At 38.1% G+C, this 22,578-nt stretch carries 24 protein-coding genes; 9 read left to right on the top strand and 15 right to left on the bottom strand.

The window, feature by feature from the left end; genetic code table 11:
• Window positions 1-105: 105 nt before the first annotated feature.
• Window positions 106-2,499, top strand: coding sequence for a TonB-dependent receptor (locus tag ABDW32_RS21115; protein WP_343565818.1), 2,394 nt, complete (start codon window positions 106-108; stop codon window positions 2,497-2,499).
• Window positions 2,500-2,601: 102 nt separating this feature from the next.
• Here ABDW32_RS21115 and ABDW32_RS21110 read toward each other — a convergent pair whose 3' ends face one another.
• Window positions 2,602-3,108 carry an RNA polymerase sigma factor gene (locus ABDW32_RS21110; RefSeq protein ID WP_343565817.1) on the bottom strand — a complete coding sequence of 169 codons (507 nt, stop codon included), beginning with the start codon at window positions 3,106-3,108 and terminating at the stop codon, window positions 2,602-2,604.
• A gap of 371 nt (window positions 3,109-3,479) precedes the next feature.
• Here ABDW32_RS21110 and ABDW32_RS21105 point away from each other — a divergent pair, with 371 nt between their 5' ends.
• Complete coding sequence (locus tag ABDW32_RS21105) at window positions 3,480-4,181, top strand: hypothetical protein (protein WP_343565816.1); 702 nt, start codon at window positions 3,480-3,482, stop codon at window positions 4,179-4,181.
• A gap of 9 nt (window positions 4,182-4,190) precedes the next feature.
• Window positions 4,191-4,853 (top strand): response regulator transcription factor, encoded by a 663-nt coding sequence (locus ABDW32_RS21100; RefSeq protein WP_343565815.1) that lies wholly within the window; start codon window positions 4,191-4,193, stop codon window positions 4,851-4,853.
• Between the two features lie 461 nt (window positions 4,854-5,314).
• Here ABDW32_RS21100 and ABDW32_RS21095 read toward each other — a convergent pair whose 3' ends face one another.
• Window positions 5,315-5,788, bottom strand: a complete 474-nt coding sequence (locus tag ABDW32_RS21095; protein ID WP_343565814.1) for a hypothetical protein — start codon at window positions 5,786-5,788, stop codon at window positions 5,315-5,317.
• Between the two features lie 146 nt (window positions 5,789-5,934).
• Here ABDW32_RS21095 and ABDW32_RS21090 point away from each other — a divergent pair, with 146 nt between their 5' ends.
• Window positions 5,935-6,099 (top strand): hypothetical protein, encoded by a 165-nt coding sequence (locus ABDW32_RS21090; protein ID WP_343565813.1) that lies wholly within the window; start codon window positions 5,935-5,937, stop codon window positions 6,097-6,099.
• Window positions 6,100-6,195: 96 nt separating this feature from the next.
• Here the strand turns inward: ABDW32_RS21090 and ABDW32_RS21085 are convergent, their stop codons facing one another.
• The 3 genes from ABDW32_RS21085 to ABDW32_RS21075 form a co-directional block, all read right to left on the bottom strand.
• Complete coding sequence (locus ABDW32_RS21085; protein WP_343565812.1) at window positions 6,196-6,489, bottom strand: hypothetical protein; 294 nt, start codon at window positions 6,487-6,489, stop codon at window positions 6,196-6,198.
• Window positions 6,490-6,886: 397 nt separating this feature from the next.
• Window positions 6,887-9,028, bottom strand: coding sequence for an ATP-binding protein (locus ABDW32_RS21080; protein WP_343565811.1), 2,142 nt, complete (start codon window positions 9,026-9,028; stop codon window positions 6,887-6,889).
• A gap of 198 nt (window positions 9,029-9,226) precedes the next feature.
• The gene (locus ABDW32_RS21075) at window positions 9,227-9,844 is read right to left on the bottom strand and encodes a hypothetical protein (protein WP_343565810.1); all 618 of its coding nucleotides are present in this window, start codon (window positions 9,842-9,844) and stop codon (window positions 9,227-9,229) included.
• A 235-nt stretch (window positions 9,845-10,079) separates the two neighbouring features.
• Here ABDW32_RS21075 and ABDW32_RS21070 point away from each other — a divergent pair, with 235 nt between their 5' ends.
• Complete coding sequence (locus ABDW32_RS21070; RefSeq protein WP_343565809.1) at window positions 10,080-11,282, top strand: FAD-binding oxidoreductase; 1,203 nt, start codon at window positions 10,080-10,082, stop codon at window positions 11,280-11,282.
• Here the strand turns inward: ABDW32_RS21070 and ABDW32_RS21065 are convergent.
• The 3 genes from ABDW32_RS21065 to ABDW32_RS21055 all read right to left on the bottom strand — a co-directional run bounded on the left by ABDW32_RS21065 (window position 11,266) and on the right by ABDW32_RS21055 (window position 13,776).
• On the bottom strand, window positions 11,266-12,252 hold the full coding sequence (locus ABDW32_RS21065) for a hypothetical protein (RefSeq protein ID WP_343565808.1): 987 nt from the start codon (window positions 12,250-12,252) through the stop codon (window positions 11,266-11,268). The two genes, ABDW32_RS21070 and ABDW32_RS21065, sit on opposite strands and share 17 nt — an antisense overlap.
• A 93-nt stretch (window positions 12,253-12,345) precedes the next feature.
• A complete protein-coding gene (locus ABDW32_RS21060; RefSeq protein WP_343565807.1) occupies window positions 12,346-12,813 on the bottom strand; it encodes a PA2169 family four-helix-bundle protein in 468 nt (155 codons plus the stop codon).
• Between the two features lie 462 nt (window positions 12,814-13,275).
• The gene (locus tag ABDW32_RS21055; RefSeq protein ID WP_343565806.1) at window positions 13,276-13,776 is read right to left on the bottom strand and encodes an RNA polymerase sigma factor; all 501 of its coding nucleotides are present in this window, start codon (window positions 13,774-13,776) and stop codon (window positions 13,276-13,278) included.
• Between the two features lie 402 nt (window positions 13,777-14,178).
• Here ABDW32_RS21055 and ABDW32_RS21050 point away from each other — a divergent pair, with 402 nt between their 5' ends.
• Entirely contained in the window at window positions 14,179-14,421 is a 243-nt protein-coding gene (locus tag ABDW32_RS21050) for a hypothetical protein (RefSeq protein WP_343565805.1), read from the top strand.
• A gap of 69 nt (window positions 14,422-14,490) precedes the next feature.
• Here the strand turns inward: ABDW32_RS21050 and ABDW32_RS21045 are convergent, their stop codons facing one another.
• Together ABDW32_RS21045 and ABDW32_RS21040 are read right to left on the bottom strand one after the other, a co-directional pair.
• A complete protein-coding gene (locus ABDW32_RS21045) occupies window positions 14,491-14,736 on the bottom strand; it encodes a Rho termination factor (protein ID WP_343565804.1) in 246 nt (81 codons plus the stop codon).
• Window positions 14,737-14,758: 22 nt separating this feature from the next.
• A complete protein-coding gene (locus tag ABDW32_RS21040) occupies window positions 14,759-15,106 on the bottom strand; it encodes a hypothetical protein (protein WP_343565803.1) in 348 nt (115 codons plus the stop codon).
• Between the two features lie 181 nt (window positions 15,107-15,287).
• On the opposite strand from ABDW32_RS21040, the gene ABDW32_RS21035 reads away from it, so the two are divergent.
• From ABDW32_RS21035 to ABDW32_RS21025, 3 genes are all read left to right on the top strand, one after another.
• A complete protein-coding gene (locus ABDW32_RS21035; RefSeq protein WP_343565802.1) occupies window positions 15,288-15,866 on the top strand; it encodes a hypothetical protein in 579 nt (192 codons plus the stop codon).
• 320 nt (window positions 15,867-16,186) lie between these two features.
• Window positions 16,187-16,453 (top strand): hypothetical protein, encoded by a 267-nt coding sequence (locus ABDW32_RS21030; protein WP_343565801.1) that lies wholly within the window; start codon window positions 16,187-16,189, stop codon window positions 16,451-16,453.
• Window positions 16,454-16,510: 57 nt separating this feature from the next.
• Entirely contained in the window at window positions 16,511-16,696 is a 186-nt protein-coding gene (locus ABDW32_RS21025) for a CsbD family protein (protein ID WP_077434089.1), read from the top strand.
• Between the two features lie 71 nt (window positions 16,697-16,767).
• Here the strand turns inward: ABDW32_RS21025 and ABDW32_RS21020 are convergent, their stop codons facing one another.
• From ABDW32_RS21020 to ABDW32_RS21000, 5 genes are all read right to left on the bottom strand, one after another.
• Entirely contained in the window at window positions 16,768-18,582 is a 1,815-nt protein-coding gene (locus ABDW32_RS21020) for a glycoside hydrolase family 15 protein (RefSeq protein WP_343565800.1), read from the bottom strand.
• Window positions 18,569-20,764 (bottom strand): bifunctional alpha,alpha-trehalose-phosphate synthase (UDP-forming)/trehalose-phosphatase, encoded by a 2,196-nt coding sequence (locus ABDW32_RS21015; protein ID WP_343565799.1) that lies wholly within the window; start codon window positions 20,762-20,764, stop codon window positions 18,569-18,571. The genes ABDW32_RS21020 and ABDW32_RS21015 overlap by 14 nt, the downstream gene beginning before the upstream one ends.
• Before the next feature lie 264 nt (window positions 20,765-21,028).
• Complete coding sequence (locus tag ABDW32_RS21010) at window positions 21,029-21,670, bottom strand: hypothetical protein (RefSeq protein ID WP_343565798.1); 642 nt, start codon at window positions 21,668-21,670, stop codon at window positions 21,029-21,031.
• Window positions 21,671-22,177 (bottom strand): S-ribosylhomocysteine lyase, encoded by a 507-nt coding sequence (locus ABDW32_RS21005; RefSeq protein WP_343565797.1) that lies wholly within the window; start codon window positions 22,175-22,177, stop codon window positions 21,671-21,673.
• Window positions 22,178-22,284: 107 nt separating this feature from the next.
• Window positions 22,285-22,575 (bottom strand): antibiotic biosynthesis monooxygenase, encoded by a 291-nt coding sequence (locus ABDW32_RS21000; protein WP_343565796.1) that lies wholly within the window; start codon window positions 22,573-22,575, stop codon window positions 22,285-22,287.
• Window positions 22,576-22,578 lie beyond the last annotated feature (3 nt).

The following is a 22,578-nucleotide window of genomic DNA, read 5'->3' as shown; positions in this document are numbered from 1 at the left end:
GGCCTGATTTGCATGGCTTGTTTTGAAATTTAAAAATATAGATTACTTTTGTTTAGAATTTGTCTAAATAAAATTTTCAATAGATTTAACACCATTACATTTTTTATGAAAAGATCGATACTATTTATCGTCTCAATCCTGCTGTTTTTCACAGCATTTGGCCAGAAGGCCGATCGTATATCCGGTAAGATCATGATAGACCAGTCTGTTGTTGCCAAGGATGCCATAGTCCGACTATTAAATACGTCCTATCAGGGGCGGACAAACGCTGCTGGAGAATTTTATTTAGATCATGTCCCTCCGGGTGGTTATATTCTACAAGTCAGTCTAAATGATATTGAGTTATTGCGGGAAAATATTCAGGTCGACAGCCAGACCACGGTTATTCCAACAATTTACGGAATTAAAAACAATTACTATCTGGATGGGGTAACCGTATATGGTTACCGACGCAATAAATTTCTGGAACGTGATAGTTCAAAAGTTGCAAAGGTGCAGTTGGGCTATATGGAAAATCCACAGTCCTATTCCAATGTCAACAAAGAATTAATGAAAGAGCAGTTGACCACAGATTTGTCGGAGGCTGTTAAAAACGTTGTGGGAATGGTGAAAGTGCAGGGAAGCCCAGGCCGTGGGTCAGATGGTGCTATTTATTACAATCTGCGCGGATTCCCAACGAAAATAGGCTTGGTGGATGGCCTCCCTGCAAATACGAATGGTGAAATTGATCCTGCGGATGTCGAACGTATCGAGGTCATAAAGGGTCCTTCGGGTACTTTGTATGGTGGAGCAGCGACCTCTTTCGGTGGATTGGTCAACCTCGTCACGAAGAAACCTAAGGATTACTATGGCGGCCAAGTATCTTATTTATTTGGCAGCTATAACTTAAATCGCCTGACAGCCGATGTATTCGGCCCTATTACCAGCAACCGTAAGACGCTGTTTCGTTTAAATACAGCCTATCAGTACCAAAACGGTTTCCGTGATTCGGAATTTAGAAAATCATTTTTTGTTGCGCCAACATTTAACTATGAGGTCAATGATCGGCTAAGGTTTAATCTGGGAGCACAGCTATACAATTACGAAGGCACCAATACCCCAATAATCTTTCTCACGCGCACACGCCAATTTATTGCGAAGAGACCTGAAGACCTTGGATTTGACTGGAGTAGATCCTATTCGAATAATGATATTACGCTGAAAGCCCCGTCCATCAATATCAAAGGTGAGGTAAATTATAAAATTTCAGATAATTGGACTTCGCAGACGTTGATCTCCAGAAATTTCAGAAAAACAGAAGGTTTGTATCAATACCAATTCATTCGGGGCAAGGAAAGTGATGCTCTACTTGAACGCAATGTCCAATGGCAGAATACCGAAGGAAGTTCTACGAGTATCCAGCAAAATTTCAATGGCAGCTTCCAGATCGGAAATGTTAAGAATAAAATTTTGATCGGGGTAGATTACCTGAACCAGACCTTACGGAATAATAATTCACCTATTGTTGTGTTTGATACCATCAATGCGTTGGATTTAGAAAAAGGTTATTTGCCCATTTCCAATCAACTGGCCTCGCAAAAAATACAACTGTCTACAAGACCACTACAACGTAACTATTCCTCAAGTAACATCTATGGCGCTTATATATCCGATGTACTGTCTCTGACAGATCGTCTAACAACTATTTTGAGCTTACGATTGGATCATTACAATAGCCGTGGTCAATTGAATTTAAATACAAATGTTAGGGAGGCTAATTTTAAGCAAACGGCGCTTTCGCCAAAATTTGGAGTTGTATATCAGGTTCTTAAAGATAAATTGTCGGCTTATGGTAATTACATGAATAGCTTTAGCTATGTGCCACCAATACCAGAGAATCCTGAAGGGCAAAGGGAGATGAAGCCGCAACTGGCCAATCAATGGGAAGCTGGGATCAAAACCAATTTCTGGAATAACCGTTTTAATTTTACGGCATCTTATTACGATATCGTCGTGAATAATATGACTCGTTTGGCTGCCAATGATGGTCCTAAAATAACAATTCAGGATGGGAAACAACGCAGCAAGGGTATCGAGTTGGAACTGATTACCAATCCGATAAGAGGTTTGAATATCCTTACGGGCTATACTTATAATGATAGTAGATTCCAACGGGCAGATTCTACGGTAGAGGGGCGACGTCCTGCTTCTGCGGGTCCGGCACAAGTTTTTAACTCCTGGTTCAGCTATGTTTTACAGACTCCAAAACTACAGGGACTGGGTTTTGGATTTGGTGTTAATCATGTTGGAAAACAGGTTTCTGCTGATAATTCTACAACAGGAAAATTTGTTTTCCCATCCTATACTTTGATCAATGCTTCGATCTCTCTCGAACGTGATTTCTATCGTTTTGGTGTAAAGATGAATAACATCAGTAATGCACATTATTTTTCTGGGCAGGGGGTAGTTGTCGCCCAAATGCCACGGAATTTTGCTGCCGAATTGAGTCTCAAATTCTAACATAATTGCGGTGAAAAATATCATGTAAAGAATGGTGGGAATAGGCAAACAAAAAAGCAGGCGCTTCTAGTGCCTGCTTCATTATATAAAGAGCTGCTAGCATTAATAAATGCTCCTAGCATATGTTTTAAGCTGCTTTTGTAGCGATTTACGTGCCATATGGATACGCGTTTTCACGGTTCCTTCGGGGATTTGCAAGTGTTCGGCAATTTCATAATATTTAAATCCTTCCAAGAATAGAGCAAAAGCATTGTAATAATCCTTCGGTAGATTATTTAGTGCAAGCTGAATATCCGATGCTACAAAGTTATTTTCGCAACGATTGCGGGTCGTCTCATTGACATAACCGGTGCTTATATATTCATTACGGTAATTCTCCAATCTTTTATTGCGAGTATATTGATTAATATAGGTATTTTTCATAATAATGTATAACCATGACATGAGTTTAGGATGCTTTATAAACTTCTCTATAGAAGATAATGATCTGACCATAGTTTCCTGCACCAAGTCTTCTCTTTCATCTGGATCACTTGTAAATTGAGCGGCCAAATATTTTAATGTAGGTCTCTTTTCCTTAAACAGTTGATCGATTGTTGTAGTTTCCATATTATCAATTTTTAAGTGTCTATCAGTGCCAAGATTACTACAATTAGGGTGCTAGAAAAAACGATAAAAACTCATGTTTTTAAATTAGAAACCAACCTGAATAATTTTGTTTCAATTGTAATTGGCTGTAAATCAGTGTGTATTTTGGTTTTTCTGAATGTAATACCGGCAATTGCTAAACTGAAATTAAGGTGTTTTTTACTTTAACAACAAGTGTTTACCTTGTTTAAATTCATTCTTTATCCCGTAGTGGACCGTATTTATACGTAGTACTATAAACTATACAGTATATTTTATCGTTTTATCAATTTTTGAAAACTGTTCGAGTTTGATAATGGTTATTACTCGTAAGTAAGAAAAAGGAGAATACTATGGGGAACGACGACGAAAATTTATACTTAGATCGATCAAAGCGAAACGAAGGGGGGCGGCAGGATCTAAATCTGATTTGGGGTGGGAGCCAAGAAGAATTTTATAAATCCATTATCCGGAGTCAACAAGAAGATTTGGGACGTATTGGACGTTATTTTAGGGATGAACTTGCGCAGGAAGTGTATGGAATGCGCATTTCCCTGCAAAATTTTACCAATAAGCATGGTGATTTTGAAGAGCTGCGCTGCCTGCGTGATTCATTGACTTCTCTTGTGATCGAGCTGCGCAACAAAGCGACACTGCTGTATAACCCAATCTTGAATGATCTTGGGATTTTCCATGCAATTGATGAAGTCGTAGCTTCCTATAAACAGAAGCTGGGTTTTACAATAGATATTATTCTTGATCCCAATTTAAAGGAACTTCAGCGTCATATTCAAGTTCGTCTTTTTAAATTGCTTACTGAACTATTTGAATATCTGAAGGAGGAAATGCCTATTCAGGCAAGTTCGATATCTGTACAGCTTATTGATTTTGCGGTTTTTATTAAGGTGTTGCCTTACTTTAAAGAAAATAATACATTACAAACTCCCATGCACGCGGACAGTCCTTTGCGTTTAAAAAAAATAACGGAGCTTTACAATGCTCAGATTATTAGTGACAGTCCCGAAAAGAGTATGATTCTTAAATTAACTTTTTAAAAAAACGATATGATAAAAATCCTATTGGTAGAAGACCATATGGTGGTGCGTAATGGTATTAAATTACTTTTAGAATCCCAGGACAGTTTTGAGGTTATTGGAGAGGCTTCCAATGGTATGGAGGCCTTAGCATACCTGGAATCGAACCCCGGTTCAATTCCAGATATTATTTTGACGGATATCAGCATGGAGGAAATGGATGGTATTGAGCTCTTGCGGATCTTATATAAACAATATAGCAGTATAAAAGTGGTGATACTGTCAATGTTGAACCAGATCAACTATGTTATTGAAGGGTTTGATTATGGACTTATGGGATATTTGGTAAAAAATATCGGTTATAATGAATTACTTTTTGCACTCAATCATATTGCTGCTGGGGGGCGGTATATGAGTGAAGAAATCTCTATGTTGTTATTGGAACATATTCGTTCGGGGCAACGTTATGCACAGGACTCAATGGGACTGCGAACAGATTTCGAAATTTCTGAACGGGAACGGGAAGTCCTGGAACTAATAGCTGAGGGCTATACCAATATCGAAATTGCAGACAAGATATTTTTGAGTAAACGTACAGTAGAAGGGCACCGTCAAAATCTCATTGATAAAGCGGGTGTAAAAAATACCGCACATTTGGTCAAGTTTGCTTTTGAGAACGGGATATTAAGCTAATAATTGTAAGCTCTTATTTTTTTATCGTTTTTCTTAGCTCGGTTTAGCTGCTATTTTTATCTAGCTTTTTACCTTGCGTCTGGGCATCGACAACTACAAATTATTTAAGCTAACATAGCATGACAGGCAATTGCGCAGCGCTCGCATGCTTTTGCACAGCTTTGGCAATGTTCCTCACGATGTTCGAAGCATTCTTCGGCACAGTTGGAACATATTTCTGCGCAAATTTTAATAAGTTCTTTTGCATAGAAGCTATTTATTGCCAGTAACTGCGCCGTGGTTGAACATATTATAGCACATTCGATATTCAAAGCGATGCATTTGGCTTTCATGGCAATGTCATTCTCTTTTGTACACGCAAGGGTACAATGCTGACAGGCTGTAATGCACTGCCAACAGGCGGCAATACAATTCTGATATTCCTGTTTATCCATGGTTAGTTATCCTTTCCATATTATATTCTAATTAATAGATTTTGAAGCAGCAAAACAGTCCGCCAGATATTTGAGGATGTTATCGTAATCTGACTGTGTTATCTTTCCAGCCTGAAGTTTACGTGCGCTATCATTTTTAATCTTCTGGATCGCATCTTCTTTATCCATAGCTTCCAGCGCTGTTTTGGCGTTGATACGATCCACAACAGTTTTTCCCAGCCTTGTATATAGTGATTTCGCTTCCGTGTTGGAAAGTTGCGGTGGCGGAATTTTGGAGATAGCTTCATTTGCTGCTGCTATATTCGAATAAATGACCGCCTCCGTATTTTTAGCAGCTGCGCTTTCAAATGTAGCCGTCGCGTCCTCGCTAGAAGCCAGGGCTTTATTTTCGGCTTTCTCCATTTGATCGGTAGCTTTTTCTTGCGGCGTTTGATTGTTGCATGCAGATAGAAGTATAGCGCTAGTAGCCAGCGAAACCAAATATAATTTTCCTTTTTTCATCTTTTTTGTTTCAAATTGAATGAGTTTGCCTTTTGCTATTAGAACAGGTGCAAAAAATAAATAGTTTTTTTTAATGTTAATTCAACGAAATGTCGCCGATAAATGTTCATCAAATAGAATCATTTCAAAATTTAAAGGCAATTGTTATGGAGAATAAGAACAACTCGATCAAGAAGGTCAAAGGCAATACAGTCTTAAACAAAAATAATCTCGATAGTAGGGAGTCCACCGAAAATGAGATCAAAGCTGGAAATAGTACACACAATAAAAAAGAAACCAAAAGTGAAAATAGGAAAAAAGACACAGATTGATCTTTCCTTATTATATTATACTGTATGGTAAGAGATGTTGCGCTATACCATACGTAAGCGATGAGATAGCGCTAGTATAAGGCCAGTAGATCGATGTTAATCTTCATTTTCATTCGGTTTAGCCATTTTTTTCGAAATAGGGGACTGGTTTGGTTTTTTATTAATTAGATGCTGCCTGACACCGGAAATGTCGGACTTGTCTCCATCAGTATACTGTGTATCTTCTGTAGTACATATAATTTCCCCGTCAATATCCTGCACTGATGTAGCGGTATTTGAGGGCGGCACGCGATTTTCTGTAAGTAGACATTTACGATACCATCTATTGCTGAAATAATATAGAATAATTAAACCTTGTTTTACTATCGAATGTTGTAATGTTTTTTCCATTGTTTTATAATTGAATATAAGAGCTATGTCCTTTAAACTATTGTTTTATAAATAGAACAATTACAAACGATAATTGGTTTAAACTAATCAGATTCAAACCACCTTGGACTGACAGGAGTTCTCTATATTGGATAAACAACGTAAATTATAATGAGAGTACACCATACTTTAGCGAATGTGTTGATAGCCGTAGTAACGCAACCTGGGCAAACAGAAGCATTAAATACAGGGAATTCAAATGAATGGTATACTGAACCTGGGATTTGGCTTTTTGTTTTCATTTTTATTTTTGTGATGACCATAGTTGTCTATCGAAAGTTAACGAAGAAAAATTAGCGTTAACTTTCGTAAAGTCTCCACCTTCATTTCCTGTAGAAACCATTCCACCGGTATATGGTTAATCATTGAGCATATGTTCGGGAAAAGGAGCTACAATAGGGAAGTATAGGTGAACTGTCGTTCCCGATCCGACCTTGGATTCGATCTCTATAGTACCACCTAGACGTTCCATAACACGCTTAACAAGAGATAAGCCAATGCCAGTGCCCGGAATTCCACCAACATTGTCTGCCCGCGTAAACATTTCATAAATATGTGGTAAATGATCTTCAGGGATGCCTATACCATTATCTTGGATGCGATAATAAGTCATATCATCTTGGTTGGTACTCTCGATTTTAATCGTTGGCTTATCTGATTGAGCGGAATATTTAATTGCATTTACAATGAGGTTTGTGAATATTTGATAAACAGCGCTCTTTTCTCCCCATATGGGCAGCAATTGTCCAAAATGGGACTGACACTCCGTTGCGTCATATAATATTTTATTTTCTTGGAAAATCCGCTGTAATGTGTAAGCCATTGGAAGTGGTTCTTTATTCAGAACACTTGCCCGATTCTGGCTCAATTGAACAATATTGTTAATGATGTCTTCGATATTGGAAACACTTCTGCTGAAATTTTGATACCATTTGTTGGTTTTTGAAAAATCGATGTTGTCGGAGTGCTGTTGTAGAAATTGAATACCCATTTTTAAGATTGATAAAGGATTTTTCAGATCATGTGATAGGGTATAAGTAAACATTTCTAACTCATTATTCAGGCTCAGCAGTTCTTCGTTAAGTAATTGTCTTTCTTTGAGCTTTCTGAATATTGATTCCTTGATAATCTGATTTAAACGCAATACGAAATTGATTTCAGCGTCATTCCATGGCTTTGCAACATCATGACGGACATCTTCCCATAATTCTAAATGATCAGGGTGTTGTAACCGGTTTCGATTCGGTTTGATTTGCATTACGCGACTTTGAGTTGCTTGTCTGAACCATACAAGGTAATAATCGTTTTCGAGCCCAACTTTGAGATACATCAGCCCCGCGAAATTCAATTTTTCTTTAAAATGATGCTGATGATTTAAGCTAAAATTGTAATCCTTGAATAAGGCTTTATCGCTGTGTTGTTGGAGAAATTGAATGATTTTATAAAATAGGTCCTTATGTGGTGTAAAACCATGACTGAATACATCACCCTGATTGAATATCGATAACCCATCAGCATTCACTAATTGCGTTAAGGTATCCATGTGCTGAACTAAGGCACAATTGACCATCTTATTTTCAGATAAGCTTTTTTTGAGTTCAACTTCCGCAGTATTGAGGAGTTCAGTTCGTTCAAGCAGGTTTTGTTTAATATGACTCTCATATTTGTTGGTAGCGGCTTGTATTGCAAACGTACAAAGTTTACGTTGCTGTAGATCAACGACTTTTTCTTCAGCATGCTGAGCGATAACGAGGCCCCAAAATTCATCGTCTATGCAAATCCGGAAAAATAACGCACTCTGAACATGGATTTTTTCCAAAAAAAGACGATGGAGATGCGGAAGCGGACAAAGCAGACTGGAGAGGGTATCAATGCTATCTTCTTTATACACAAAATGTTGATCATTTTTCCTAATATTGGGAACATAACGATATGAATAGCCACTATAATAGTCCATTGCCTCCTGGGGCATGAATTCCCTGGAAAATTCCTTCCCTTTAAAATATGGTTTTCCGTCAGAAGTGTGTTCAGCTATTACTTCACTATAGCCTGTTTCCTGAACTTGCAGAACAAAAACACGATCGTAATTCAATAATTTATTGATGGCTAAACAGACCCGATCCCAATTATTGGGTTGGATCGTATCAAGTAAAAAGTTGAATTCGTTTATTTTTCTTGCGGATATATATTTTTTATGCTGTTGTTCCCATTCAATATAAAAACGATTTTTATGAATCTTAAACTTAAAATAAACCCGTTCACGGAATACTTTAATTGGAAGAATATGACGTGACTGGCCATTTTCGCGTAACTCGCTCAAGGCATTCGCTATTTTTTTTATAGCGTCTCCAAAGACGGTACCAAAACTTTCAAAAAAATCAGTTCCCAATAATGTATTAATCGCTCGGCCAGCTTTTTCAGCTGCAAACTCGCTCAGCGCCAAAATAGTATATTCTTCATCAAGAACGACAAGACTACCAAAATGCTGAAGTTTGATCATATTTTGGTTGTTAGATTGAAAAGCAGTACTCATAGTAACCGAAAAACTCCTTATGATATTACTTAAATGTACGAAAAAATATAATACAAACTGAATGGTTAACTATGGCAAAAAGCATATTTTTAGTTACTGAATTTCAATTTTTGAAATTATTTTCTCCGAAATAAATTTTATTACGCGTGAACCTCACACATTATATTAGCTGTGTTCGCTGCGGATATGGTTGGCAAGGCCTTTGACGAGCAATTTCCATTGTGGATAAGAGGCGCCTACTTTAGCTGCCATTCCGATGATTAAGTTTCTGATATTGTCCCCAAGGTTATGATTTTCTACGTTGATAATTTCGTTTCGTCCGGCATATTGAATTAAAATGCTATTGCGTCGTTGTTCTACGAGAAACGTAGAGGAGGAGACCCCTTCAAAAAAGTGGGCGGTGTCTTTATTTTCTGGATGCCTTGGATCGGGGCAGGGTTTCAAGGTTAAAGCATATAATTTATATTCAGGAGTTGAATCTTGGGTGATATTAACGACATTGACCCAATCATATCCCGCACTACTTGGAAGGCCAGGTCCTGGAATATCCAACCTAATATAGTCATGTAGTGCCAAGGCGCGGTCTATAGGAGAACCATTATGATCTGTTAACTGAAACGTGGTCGCCGGTATGGTCGCTAACTCATACCAGTGATTAACCTGTGAAAGATGGTAGCACGCAGAATCAAAAGCTGTATCCGCTATTACAGTACTCTCAAAGTCCACTGACTCAAAGCAATCCAATTTCTTGCCTTCTTTCTGTTCGGGAATAATATTTTTCATGCCTTTTTTATAGAGAACCCAATTCGATTCAATTTGGTTTGACCAAAATTTTGTGAATTATGCGAGTTCAATTAAATATTGAACATCTAAAAATCCTGGAAATAAGCTTGTTTATCGTTATTAAAGTCAATACAGCAATAATAAGAATGCAGCATATTCGGTTGTACGTTTTAAAAGATAATCCAAAACTTTTTCCTTTCGTGTGTGGTTATAAGTGCATTTGTTGGAGAATTATATGGATCTAAAATCTAATGAACCTTTTTGGTTGGTAAAAAATGGAATTATACAGACTTATCCCTCATTGCATCAGGACAAAACCTGCGATATTTTAATTGTTGGCGGTGGAATTACCGGAGCACTTATTGCCCACCAATGCATATCCATGGGAAAGAGCTGTATACTTATTGACAAGCGGGAGATCGTTAACGGGAGCTCCGCAGCAACAACGTCCATGTTGCAATATGAGATTGATACGCCACTGTATCGATTGAAAAAACTGATCGGTGAGGAGGGGGCTATTGCCAGCTATATAGCCTGTAACAAAGCGATAGACGATATTGGCTCAATTGCTCGGCAGATTAAATCTAAAGCCGGTTTTCGCAGGAAGGATTCACTATATTATGCAGCACGTAAAAAAGATGTTTCATGGCTAAAGGAGGAGTTTATGGCAAGGAAATCCGTAGGTTTTAAGGTTAACTGGTTATCCACTGATGATATTCAAACCGGATACGGTTTAGCCAATACTTATGGGGGGATCCTTTCCAGACACGGTGCCAGTGTGGATGCCTTTTGTTTTGCTCATGAATTATTGAATCATAATACCAAAAAGGGATTGGAAGTGTATGATAAAACTGAACTTATTTCTGTTAAAAAGAATAGGCTTCACAATCTCGTTACAATGTCGACAGGGGCAACGATCCGAACGAAAAAAATTATATATTGTACGGGCTATGAAACTGCCAGTGTTATTCCCGAGAAGTTTGTAGACTTATTAAGTACTTTTGCCATAGTCTCCGAAGTGGATTCGGTATTGTATCAACAGTATAAAGATGTATTGATCTGGAACACTTCTGACCCTTATCTTTATATGCGAACAACTGATGATGGTCGATTTTTGATCGGCGGAGGGGATGAAGAGTTTCGTAATCCCCAAAAGCGAGATGCATTGATTGCTCAAAAGTCAAAAAAGCTGGAAAAGTCTTTCCAAAAGATCATCAATAAACCGTTTTTTACAGATTTTAGCTGGGCTGGAACTTTCGGAGTAACCCGTGATGGCCTGCCGTATATTGGGGAACATAAAGAGTTTGAAAACAGCTATTTTGTTTGTGGCTTTGGAGGCAATGGGATTACATTTTCGGTCGCAGCAATGGAAATGGTTGCCTGTTGGTTGGAAAATAGAAAACATCCCTTGTCCCAATGGTTTAAGTTTGGGCGTTAAGAGATTTGCTCGATTTTAATAAGAAGCGGAATAGCTTGTTTTCTAATTTATTTATTGTAAGTTTTTCCTTAATAAACGGAAATACTCCTTCCAGAAATGTTATTTGTATGGCGGGATGGATATAGTATTTTTGGGAAACTGTTTTGGTGTTGCCAAGCTGCTTGGCTACTGTTTTTATGACTTCATTGAGCTGCTTTTTTCGTGTATTTAAATCGTCACCTTGTTTTATCTTGGATAATAGATTGAAAGCCTCACGGCTGGCTCCCCATACGCGAATATCCTTACAACTGATTCGGCCGGGACAATGTTGCTGTAGATAAGAATTAAAAGTACGACCGCAAAATGTACTTTCCCATTGTGCTTTATCAAGTTGGAATACATTTTTTCCTTTAAATTGGAGCAATTCAGTAAGTAGCTTCGCTTGTTGTTTGTCTTTCCAGGATTTTTTCTGAAAAACTCCTTTTTTCCCTTTATAGGTTAAAGTAATGGTATTGTCCACTATTTTAACATGCCTTTTTTCGAGGGTACTGAGGCCATAGGATTTATTTTCTAATGTGTAACGCTTGTTTCCAATCCTTACCAGTGTACTGTCCATTATTTTAAAAGCAATTGCGCATAATTTTTCCATATTCCAGTCTTGATATTTCAAATGACGGGAGGTTATTTTTCTAAGATCTTGTAGATATTGTCCCATATAGCGGATATTCTTAAATTTTTCTTCCTGCTTTTGCTGAACAAATTTGTGATGATAGATATATTGTTTGCGGGCTTTTTGATCAAAACCATAAGCCTGTAGATCGCTTTTTGCATATTTTGAAATCCAGACATCTTTCCAATTTGGCGGAATAGCCAAAAGATTTATTCTTTCTAATATCTTCTTATCGGTAATCTCATTACCTGCATTATCAAAGTATTTAAAGGTCTGCCTAACTTTTCGTCTTGTATATCCTCTACTATCCTTTGTTTTCATATAGGTCATTTATTGTGTAACAAGCTGTACTAAAAAGATCCTCATTTACTGAGAAATAAGGATCTTAGTTCGTTTGGATAAAAACGAGAAGAATTAAGAAGCATTGTCCCGTAAAGTTTTAATGTATTCGTGAGCTTCAAGTTGTATGGCGAGCTGTTTTTCAATCAGAAGTAGAAGATCATGGGTAATTTCCCAATCTTGATTATCTACCACATCCTTATAGGTCCTTTTAAAGGCATCTTCGCCCTGTTCGCAACTTGATAATAAACTTTTTTCATCGTTTCCTGAAATGGCAGATCTGATATCCATCCATATTCTAAAAAGCTTCCCACTGATCATGGTGCCATCGGTAGCTGCTTTAGCTTGCTGTTCTAGATACGGTTTGAGTTCCTCAATGAACACTTGGGATTGACTCATATATTCAACAAATACGTTATTTAGGTTATCAATATGCAGTCGCTCTGCGATTTCAATAGCTTTTTTATATCCCGCAATACGGTCGTTGTTGATTTGTATCAAATCATTGATTAATGTGCTATCATTGATTGTTATCGTTTCCATTTATTTTTGATTTAAGTGCATATTTTTATCAACTTAAGAACTCATGCTAGCCCTGTTCTGTTTAAAAAAAACGAAGGACAGGTATTTCTACTTTCCTGAAGTGAATAGCAGCTAAAAAGAATTTAGTCTTTTTGACTGCGCAGCAAAAAAGAAGACCACCTTATTTGATTAAAGTGGTCTTCTTTTATTGAAGTGGTTCTTACTTTGATTTGTTAAAAGCAGTTTTTTTTCCCGATTCTGCGTTTTCCGTAGACTGTTTTTTATTTACAGGTGTGGCTGTATTTGATAAAACGGCTGTTTTGTTACCCTTCTTTCCAATGGGACCGCCGCAAATAATCAGCAAGATCGGCAGATAGTACTGATTGAATTTTATAATTTTAGACTCCATAATTATTTTTTTGTGTATTGTTTAATTTTTGTGCAGAACTAGTTTTATGTTAACAGCAAAAATGATCTTTGGTTTTATTTAAGTTGATATACTTTTAACTGCTTTTGTAATTTTTTGCGGGTCATATGTATTCTGGTCTTTATTGTCCCTTCCGGCATGCCAAAATAGGAAGCTATTTCATGGTATTTATACCCCTCCAGAAATAACTGAAAGATCTGGTAATTTTCCTCAGAAAGGCTACACATTGCTTTTTCAATATCATCTGATACGAATTTGTTCTCGCCTTTATTTACTTCTGTTGTATTATAGGATTCGAGACCAATATAGGTTTCATGGATATCGTTAGTTCGCCTGGCCTTGCGGTACTGATTAATGTAAACATTCTTCATAATCACATATAGCCAGGACATTAATTTGGGATGTTTAATAAAGTCATCGATCGACTTCAATGCGCGAATAAGCGTTTCCTGAATCAAGTCCTCCTTTTCGTCTGGATCGGTGGTGAATTTTCCAGCGAAATGTTTTAATAAGCTTCTTTTTTCTTCGACAAGTAAGTTTAAATTGGAATTATTCATGATATCTCTCGTTTATTGAATTGACTGATTTGTTAGCAGAATAGTACAATTAGAGTGCTAATTTTTGCTGTAATAATGCTGTTGAAGCTTGTTTAAACAGGTAAATGCGGAAAATACGTATAGCCGGGTTTTTATGCCTTGTAGCGGAAATACTACAAGTGAAGCAGATTTATACGAGAAATATTCCCCTTAAAAGGATTCACCGTACTTTTTTTGCCGGGAGTGAATAGGGTATTTATTCCCGCAAGAAATGTCTTAACTACGTGGGGACTAGTATGGGCGTGCATCCTGAGAACTGTTCAGCTTTAGGGGCATATCAGACAGTTTTTCATTTTTTTTTGAACTAAAGATTCTTGAACAGGGTTTCTTTAATAAATATTAGTAAACAAAAATAAATCAAATATGAAAGAAGTAAAGACATTAATAACAATCATTGGAATTGCGCTGCTCTGTGGCACATCATTATCTTCCTGTGGAAATTCTTCAAATAGTAAGGAGGGAAGCGGACAGTCGGATAATATTGCTCCGACTGATGCGGATGAGACGAGATATAATTTAAGTGAGCAGCAAAAGATGAGTATGCAAAAGGATACAACCCTAGTGGACTCCACAGGAAAAGACAGTTCAACGGATGTCAGACAGTAGATGGGTTATCAGCGGGACAATAGGAAATCGCTGACCGAAAAACTCCCTTCATCTAAGGGAGTTTTTTGGTTAGGAACGAATCGCTTTGATTAGATTTTCCTTGGTCATTTTATGACGTCCTTTTATCCCGATTTTTTTTGCTTCGGCAAGCAATTCCGTTTTGCTTCTTTCATCCAAATCAGTGCTTTTTCCGCCTTTTTTTCCAGAATCGGGTGTGTTGGCTATACGGGCTGATTTTTTTTTACTATAACCTTCACGACGTAAAGCTTCATATTTCGCGTCGTCTTTGATCTGTTTGCCATGATTTTTGGTCATATCATTTTATTTTAATTCTTGATTATAAGCCTTTTTCCTCGACATCCTCCTCTTGGTCAGTGTCAGGAGAATAGATATCCTCTTCTTCATGATCTGGCCGTCGCGGATGTTTGTCACGATCCTGGTCAATATGGTCCAGATCGTCTCTATCCCGTTGTTCTTCCTCTGTGGGGTCGGGGCCTTCAGCACTTTCGGGATAATAACTATCCGGTATTACTTCTTCCAAGTCAGGAACTTTCGGTGCTTTGCGTACAGGTGTGCCATTATCGGTACCTGGATTATTGCCGATCGGATCTATTTCGCTTAGCAGTATAAAAGCATTTTCAAATGTCATCGGCGTACCACTACGAAATTGAATTGTTGTTCTCATGATTTCCTTTTTACAGGTTGAACAGCTGTCAGCTTCGAATCGTTGACTTTTTTTGTGATAGGTCGGTTATTGGATGAGATAAGATGGTTTCTGTTTTAATAAATAATATTAATCATAAATACAAAACTTTTCAAATGGAGAGCTTGTTATTAATTGAAGTAATTTATTAAAGAAAGATACTATGAGAAAATTTGCACTACTTTTATTGGTTACAGGCGGTATTTGTTTACAGGCGAATGCACAGAAGATCGAAACTACACCCCAGATGTCATCCGATGTTGGGATAGAACCTATCCGTCAAGGCAACTGGATGGTTGGTGGATCAATCGGTAGTTTGGGTTATAGTTTCGAAGGAAAGTCATTTAATGCTGCACTGCAACCACGCGCAGGCTATTTTGTATCAGACGGTTTAGCGATCGGCGCACAGGCTAACCTTGGATTGCGAACACAGAAGGATGCGGATAACGAATGGACCTATGGTATAGCACCTTTTGTTCGCTACTATTTTCCTAGGGGGGGCTCGTCCACAGGACGTTTTTTCGGACAGGGTGACATCGGTATTTCTGGGAGCTCGGTTGGGAAGAGTGCAGCATTGGCATTAGGGGCTAATGTCGGCTATGCACATTTTATTACTAGAACGGTCGCTCTGGAAGCAACTTTTGGATACAACTACAGTAAGGCCAGTATCAATACTGGAAGCGGAGCAAGTGGTTTGGGTGTAGGTCTTGGATTCCAGATCTACTTACCGGGGAAACGATAAAATTTACTCCATGGGAGATCTTTAATATCAAGTACTTTTAATATCAAGTTTCCATTCCATAGCGTTTGGAAACTTTTTTTAATCGAGGATATTTTCCGGAATATTCCGATGAAATTAAGGAATCAGAAGGTTTAGCTAAACCGAAGATACCAGCCTGACCTTTGCGATGACCGATAGCGGGGATAAGTAGTCAAATGATAGGCAGGCGTATAAATACGGTGGGTTTTGAAATTAAACACTTGTTCTGATTTTAGTCATTAAATTTTTGAAACATTTAAGCTTTGACCACTGTTCTATTGACAGAAAGGACGTTGAAAATAATGAAATCAAAAGATATCGGATTGATCCTTAGAGATCGAATGGGAAAATGGTCTTCCTACAATATCCCCGTAATGAAGGAATGTCATTTGAAGGATAAACTTGTGAGAAGCAATGAATTCGAGGGCATATTCGTGCTGGGAAGTATCGGTTCAGGGCAGTATATTTTTTCCCTTTATAAAAACCGCTTTATTGATTTAATGGGTAAAAGTATCGGAATGGAAGAAATATGCGAACATTTCGATGAGTATAAACAAAATTTGATATAAAGAATCTTTAATAATAAATAGTATATCATTTCATTTTTAAACTAAAAAAGAAGTATTATGAGTAATTTAACATGGAAAGGACGTTGGAACGAGCTAAAAGGAAAAGTAAAGCAACAATACGCTGATTTGACTGATGATGATTTGTTATATGCAGAAGGTAAAGAAGACGAATTGTTAGGTAAGTTGCAACAAAAGACGGGTAAGACAAAAGAAGAAGTGGAGGATTGGTTAAATAAAATGTAGGCATTCGATTAAGTTGTAAACTTACATATGAGAGTAAAAGCGGTCAATGATTATTGACCGCTTTTTTTGTGTTATAATGAAAATATTGGTTTGTCTAATTTAATAGCAAGGCGATAGACAGCATTCATTAGTCCGACATGGCTATACGCCTGTGGAAAATTTCCCCATTGGCTACCATTATCTTCTGTGACATCTTCACTGAATAAACCGAGATGATTACCATAAGTCAACAACTTCTCGAGTATTTCTTTTGCTTCTTCCACTCTTCCTACGCAAGCTAAAGCTTCAACATACCAAAATGCACAGACCAAAAAGGTAGATTTTGGTTTACCGAAATCATCTTGATGTTTGTAACGATAAAAGAGTCCGTTTTCACCTTTCAGTTCCTTTTCAAGCATTTCGAGATGATGCCGTGCCCGATCCGATTTGGGGTCCAAATAATCCATAACAATCAATTGTAACGTGCTAGCATCCAAATTGTGGCTATCTAAGGCATTTTGGTAAACTTTTCTTTCTTCGTCATAGCAGGCTTCAATATAGGTGCTTGCTTTTTCGAGTAAGGCAGTGGCTCGCTGCTCCATATCCTGATAACCATTTTGGCGGGCGATAAGCAGGGCTGCCTTGCAGCCAACCCATTGGAAAAGATTAGAATAACAATGGTGGTTGGCAAAATTTCTAAATTCCCAAATGCCGGCATCTTTCTCGTCAATTGTTGCTTCTATTTTCTCCAAGATAAAGTTTACCCAGCCCAGTATATTTTTGTTCTCATGGATTTTAAAACGTTGGTCAGTAAACAGGGGGAGCAAGGCTATCATTGCCTGTCCATATACATCGTTTTGGATATGTTCGAATGCTTGGTTGCCGATGCGAACAGGGCCACTATCCTGATATCCTTTTAAATAGGGAAGGATATGCTCTGTTAATTCCGAGGTCCCCAGTATGCCATATAGGGGTTGAAGTCGGCCGGGATTGTGATGCGTAATACCAGCGACATAGTTAGCAAAACTTTCCATTTCTTCAAACTGGCCGATATGTGCCAATGCGGTCAACACATAATAGCTGTCACGTACCCAGCAATAGCGATAATCCCAATTCCTTCCTGAGCCCGGAAATTCGGGCAAGCTTGTGGTAGATGCAGCGATTATAGCTCCTGTATCTTCATATTGGTGTAGTTTGAGTACCAAGGCCGAACGAATCACTTCTTTTTGGTATATATTGGGGATACTGCATCGTTTAATCCAGCGTTGCCAATAGCTTAATGTTTTATGCAGGAAATCTTCACAAGTGCTGGCAATTGCGGATTCAAAAGCAGCATCATACGTCAATATAAGATATTTATTCTCGCTGATGATTGTCCAGCTGTCCTGTTGAAAAAAATGGGATATCGGCACGTCTGTTGTCAGGCGGATGCGTTCACCGATATCAGCACTGCTATAGAGAATATGGTTGCTTCCCCGTGTAGCTTTTAGCATATTGCGGCCATAATTTCCTGTTGGTTGACATTGGATATTGACACTGGGAGCACCGCGTAGCGGTTCTATTTTCCGAATTAACATCAGTGGTTTGAAATACCGTCCAAATTGTTCAAATCGGGGTGCGAAATCTGTAATGCGATAGGCAAAAGATTCCGTATGGATTTCTGTGCAGAGGATATTTGAGTTTTTGATGTAATATTGTTTCGTTTCCACAACTTCCTCTTCCGGTTTTATGGCAAATTGGCCGCCCTGTGTCTTATCGATCAGACCACCAAAAACAAAACTATCTTCAAAGGAGGGCCAACACAACCAGGAAATATTGCTATTGATGTCTACATGGGCTATATAGGAACAGTTGCCAATGATGCCCGCTTGATACATATGTCTGTTTGCTGTCTTATTTTCCTTCATGATTTATAATAAGTTGATTTAAAAATTGAAGTACATCTTCCTGTTGATCCAAATAGTATTTTGCGGCGGATTTATTGCTACCCACTTTGATGCTTATGGTGGAGCGGGGTAGGTACTTGAAAAGATCTTCATCGGTAACATCATCACCGATAGCCAATAAAAAATCGGCTTTAATATGTCCAGCGATCTCTAATGCAGCTTTTCCTTTATTGACTTCGGTATTTTTTACTTCGATCACAGCATTTCCATCAAGCAGCTGTAATCCATAGTCATTTAACATGGGATTTAAAATTTCTTTTAATTCTGCCGCTTTGAGTTCTCCGAGTCCTTGTTCTACTTTGCGGTAATGCCAGGCCAAGGAATAAGGCTTAACTTCTAGATACGCTCCCGGTGTCTGATCAGCCAACTTCTCCATGATTTTTTTGACTTCAGGTATCCAATGTAATGCTAAGCCCTTTTTATACGCCCAATTAAAGTTAGGGAAATTGGACCAGATGCCGTGTTCTGCGACCAAATAGTAAGAGCGTCCATCAAACCAAGAAGACAGACTTTCCTGGGAGCGCCCACTGATGATTACCAAGGTGTTGAGCGGATCGGCGATAATACTATCCAGAAGATTGTACAAAAGAACGGTTGGGCTGGCCTTTTGGGCGTGATTTTGAAATTTGACCAGTGTGCCGTCATAATCCAAAAAGAACAACCTGTTGTGGCTTTGTTTATAACGTTCGGCTATGCTGTTAAAAACTTTATCCGAAATTCGCCGTGCCCATTCATCACGTTGTATGGCTTTCGTTTCAGCCATGCGATTTAGAAAAAGCCTAACCCAGTGCTGCACATTAAATTTCTGAATAATCTGACGATTAGCTTCTGTACGTTCGCGGATCTCTTCCGGTGGCATTTTAAGTGCATGATAGATACTGTCTGCGGTTTCAGCCCGGTTGTATGGATTGACAATAAGTGCATCTACGAGCTCTTTTGAAGCGCCTGCAAATTCACTCAGTATCAGTACACCATCGGAACTGGTCTTACAGGCAATATACTCCTTACTGACGAGATTCATACCATCTCTCGTAGAGGTTATCATACATATATCAGATGCAATATAGAGTCCTATAAGCTCCTCAAATGGAAGGGATTTATAAAAATAAAGGACAGGAGTCCAGCTTAGATTGCCATAAATCGAATTAATCTCACTTACTTTTCGGTTGATTTCGTCTTTCAGCTTTTTGTACTGTGACACCTTGTCTCTTGAAGGGACGATAAGCATATACAGGACGACTTTTGAATGCCATTCTGGATATTTTTCCAGAAAGGTGAGAAAAGCACGCAGCCTTTCCAATATGCCTTTGCTATAGTCAAGCCGATCGACAGATATTATTATTTTTTGGTCTGGAAAATGACTGCGAAATTGGGTAGCAATGGTATTAACCTCGGGAAGAGAGCTGGTGTGGACAAACTTATCGTAATCTATACCCATCGGGAAAGATTCGACAAATATATGTCTATCTCTATATTTGAGCTGATTGTGACCACAAGGTACATGTAATACTTTCTTGCAGGCATTAAGAAAATTCTGGCTATCTGCAAAGGTGTGAAAACCAATAAGGTCAGCGCCGAGTAAACCTTCAATAAGCTCCTTCCGCTGAGGGATATTCATAAATAGTTCCTCTGATGGAAAGGGGATATGATGAAAATAGCCAATATTGAGTTCCTGATTTTCTTGACGTAATAATTGCGGTAGCAACATGAGCTGATAATCCTGTACCCAGATAAAATCAGAGGAATGTTGTGCCAATAGCGCGGCATCACAAAATTTTTTATTTACAGTAACATAAGTTGACCAGTATTCCCGATCAAAATGGATATAGCTAGGTTGATAATGACATATTGGCCATAGGACTTCATTGGAGTATCCTTCATAGAAGTTGCGGATTTCCTCTTTTGATAAAAAGACGGGGAGCAGATTCATCGGTTCAAGCAGTGCGATGATTTTCTCCCTTTCGAGGTCATCTTTGGGGACGATTCCCGGCCATCCAACCCAGAGGATCTCAGATGTATCAAAGGCTGAATTTAAGCCAGTAGCCAAACCGCCTGCGCTCGGTTTGATGATAAGTTTTTCTTTTTTTCGTTCTATTTGTATCGGCAGTCTATTTGAAATTATTATTTTCTTTTTATTCTTCATAAAAATATTAGATCGATTTATTTGCAGTGTAGAAGAGTTATAATGAATATAACGATGGGTCCGTATCTATGTAGTTGAACAAAACCTGGCGCAAAAACGTTTTGATTAATTCAAATAAAACTTATCGATGATTTTTGTGAGATATAAATAGAAATTTAGTTACCAGCTGGTCCTATTTATATTTAGATGTAAGTGGGGGAAAGCTCTTGCAAAAAAAGGCCTGTAGCGAACACTACAGGCCTTTTTATAAGGTATCCAATCTTCCTACAGACTGGGTACATCTAATTTTTCTTTGACCAGTCGATCACTCATAAATTCATCGAGGATCGTCCCCAGTCGCCCAGAAATTTCACCGAGAATACTTTCCCAATCTTTTACTGTCCCATCACAATTGTCGGAAACAATTTTGATACTGTGAAAAGGTAGATTTTTAAGTAAGCAGAAGTTTGCCAGTGCATAGGATTCCATATCAAAAGCCAAAGGATTCAGGTGTTTGATATCTTGGTAGAAAGCCGTATTCACATTGATAAATCGATCGGACGTTAGTAGGGCCTCATCATAGCTAAACTCTTGAGGAGAGACGGATTCAATTGTTCCTTGCCCTTTCAAGAAAAGCGTATTTTCTAAAAAGAATCCATCCGTATAGGCATCGCCTTGTGCATAGTAGTTTGGATACAGGACATGTCCAATCGGGTAACGTGTACATCCGACCGTACCCACATTTAGGAGAACAGGATGGATATCCAATGCCCTAATGTCTTCATAGAGCGTCGCCAACGACAACAGTGCATTTACTTTTCCAACACCTATTTCATAGACGAAGGTTGATTTGTTTTTGGTAGTAAAAGATAGTTCATTTTTATTTGCTACCAGAATGATTGTTTCAATCTCTTTGTTAAGAATCATTTAATTTTCTTCAATATAAGGGTATTCGAACGCGAGCTCTCCAGCATTGATTAAATGCAAGAAATTGACACAAGCTTGTTTAGATGAAGGGAAATCCATGAACGTGTAGTTACCACAGCTGATCGGGTTTTGGAATGGAACTTCATAGCCTTCGGTCAAAATTGTTTCCAAGACTTCTTTCATTAATTCAGCAACAGCCTGAGGAGTTCTGTCTGTACCAGCTAAAACCACATAAAATCCTGTACAGCATCCCATTGGGCCAACATAGATAACTTCATCACCCAAAATTGTTCGAATTTCTGTCGCAAAACAATGCTCTAAGGTGTGCATTACCTCTGGAGACAACATGCGTTCCGGCGAATTCGGTCTGATCATGCGGATATCGTAGGTAGTATAGCTTTCAATAGCGCTACTATTGGTATTGGAAGCTTTGGCATATATCCCTTGTTTCAATTTGGTATGATCTACCGTGAAACTATTTACTTTTGCTTTTTCTTTTGTATACATCTTATTCTGAACATAGCTGCAAAGTCCAGGACTTTACAAGGGTTAAAAGTTGAATTTGTAATTTCTACAAAGGTAGTAGATATTATTGAGAAAGATGGATGAAAAAACTATTTTAACACTTCATAATGCTCCACTGTGGGGAATGGGTCATAGTAGTGATGCAATAGTTTTTCCCATTCCTTAAATAATTGAGATTCTCTGAAACCTACCGTATGATCCTCTAAGGTTTCCCATTCAACCAATAGAATATACTGATTATCCTTTTCAAGGCATTTACGGAGTGAATGTGTAATATATCCTTTGCTCGCGCTAATATACTGGCAAGCTGTTTTATAATCACGTTCAAAATTAGACTGTTGTCCATCGATAATTTGTAGTACGGCTACTTCTAAAATCATAAT

The sequence above is a fragment of the Sphingobacterium sp. genome, from assembly GCF_039596235.1.
In the GTDB taxonomy this organism is placed as follows: domain Bacteria; phylum Bacteroidota; class Bacteroidia; order Sphingobacteriales; family Sphingobacteriaceae; genus Sphingobacterium.
The sequence above is the reverse complement of the archived record's forward strand: the minus strand, read 5'-3'. Positions and strand labels throughout refer to the sequence as shown.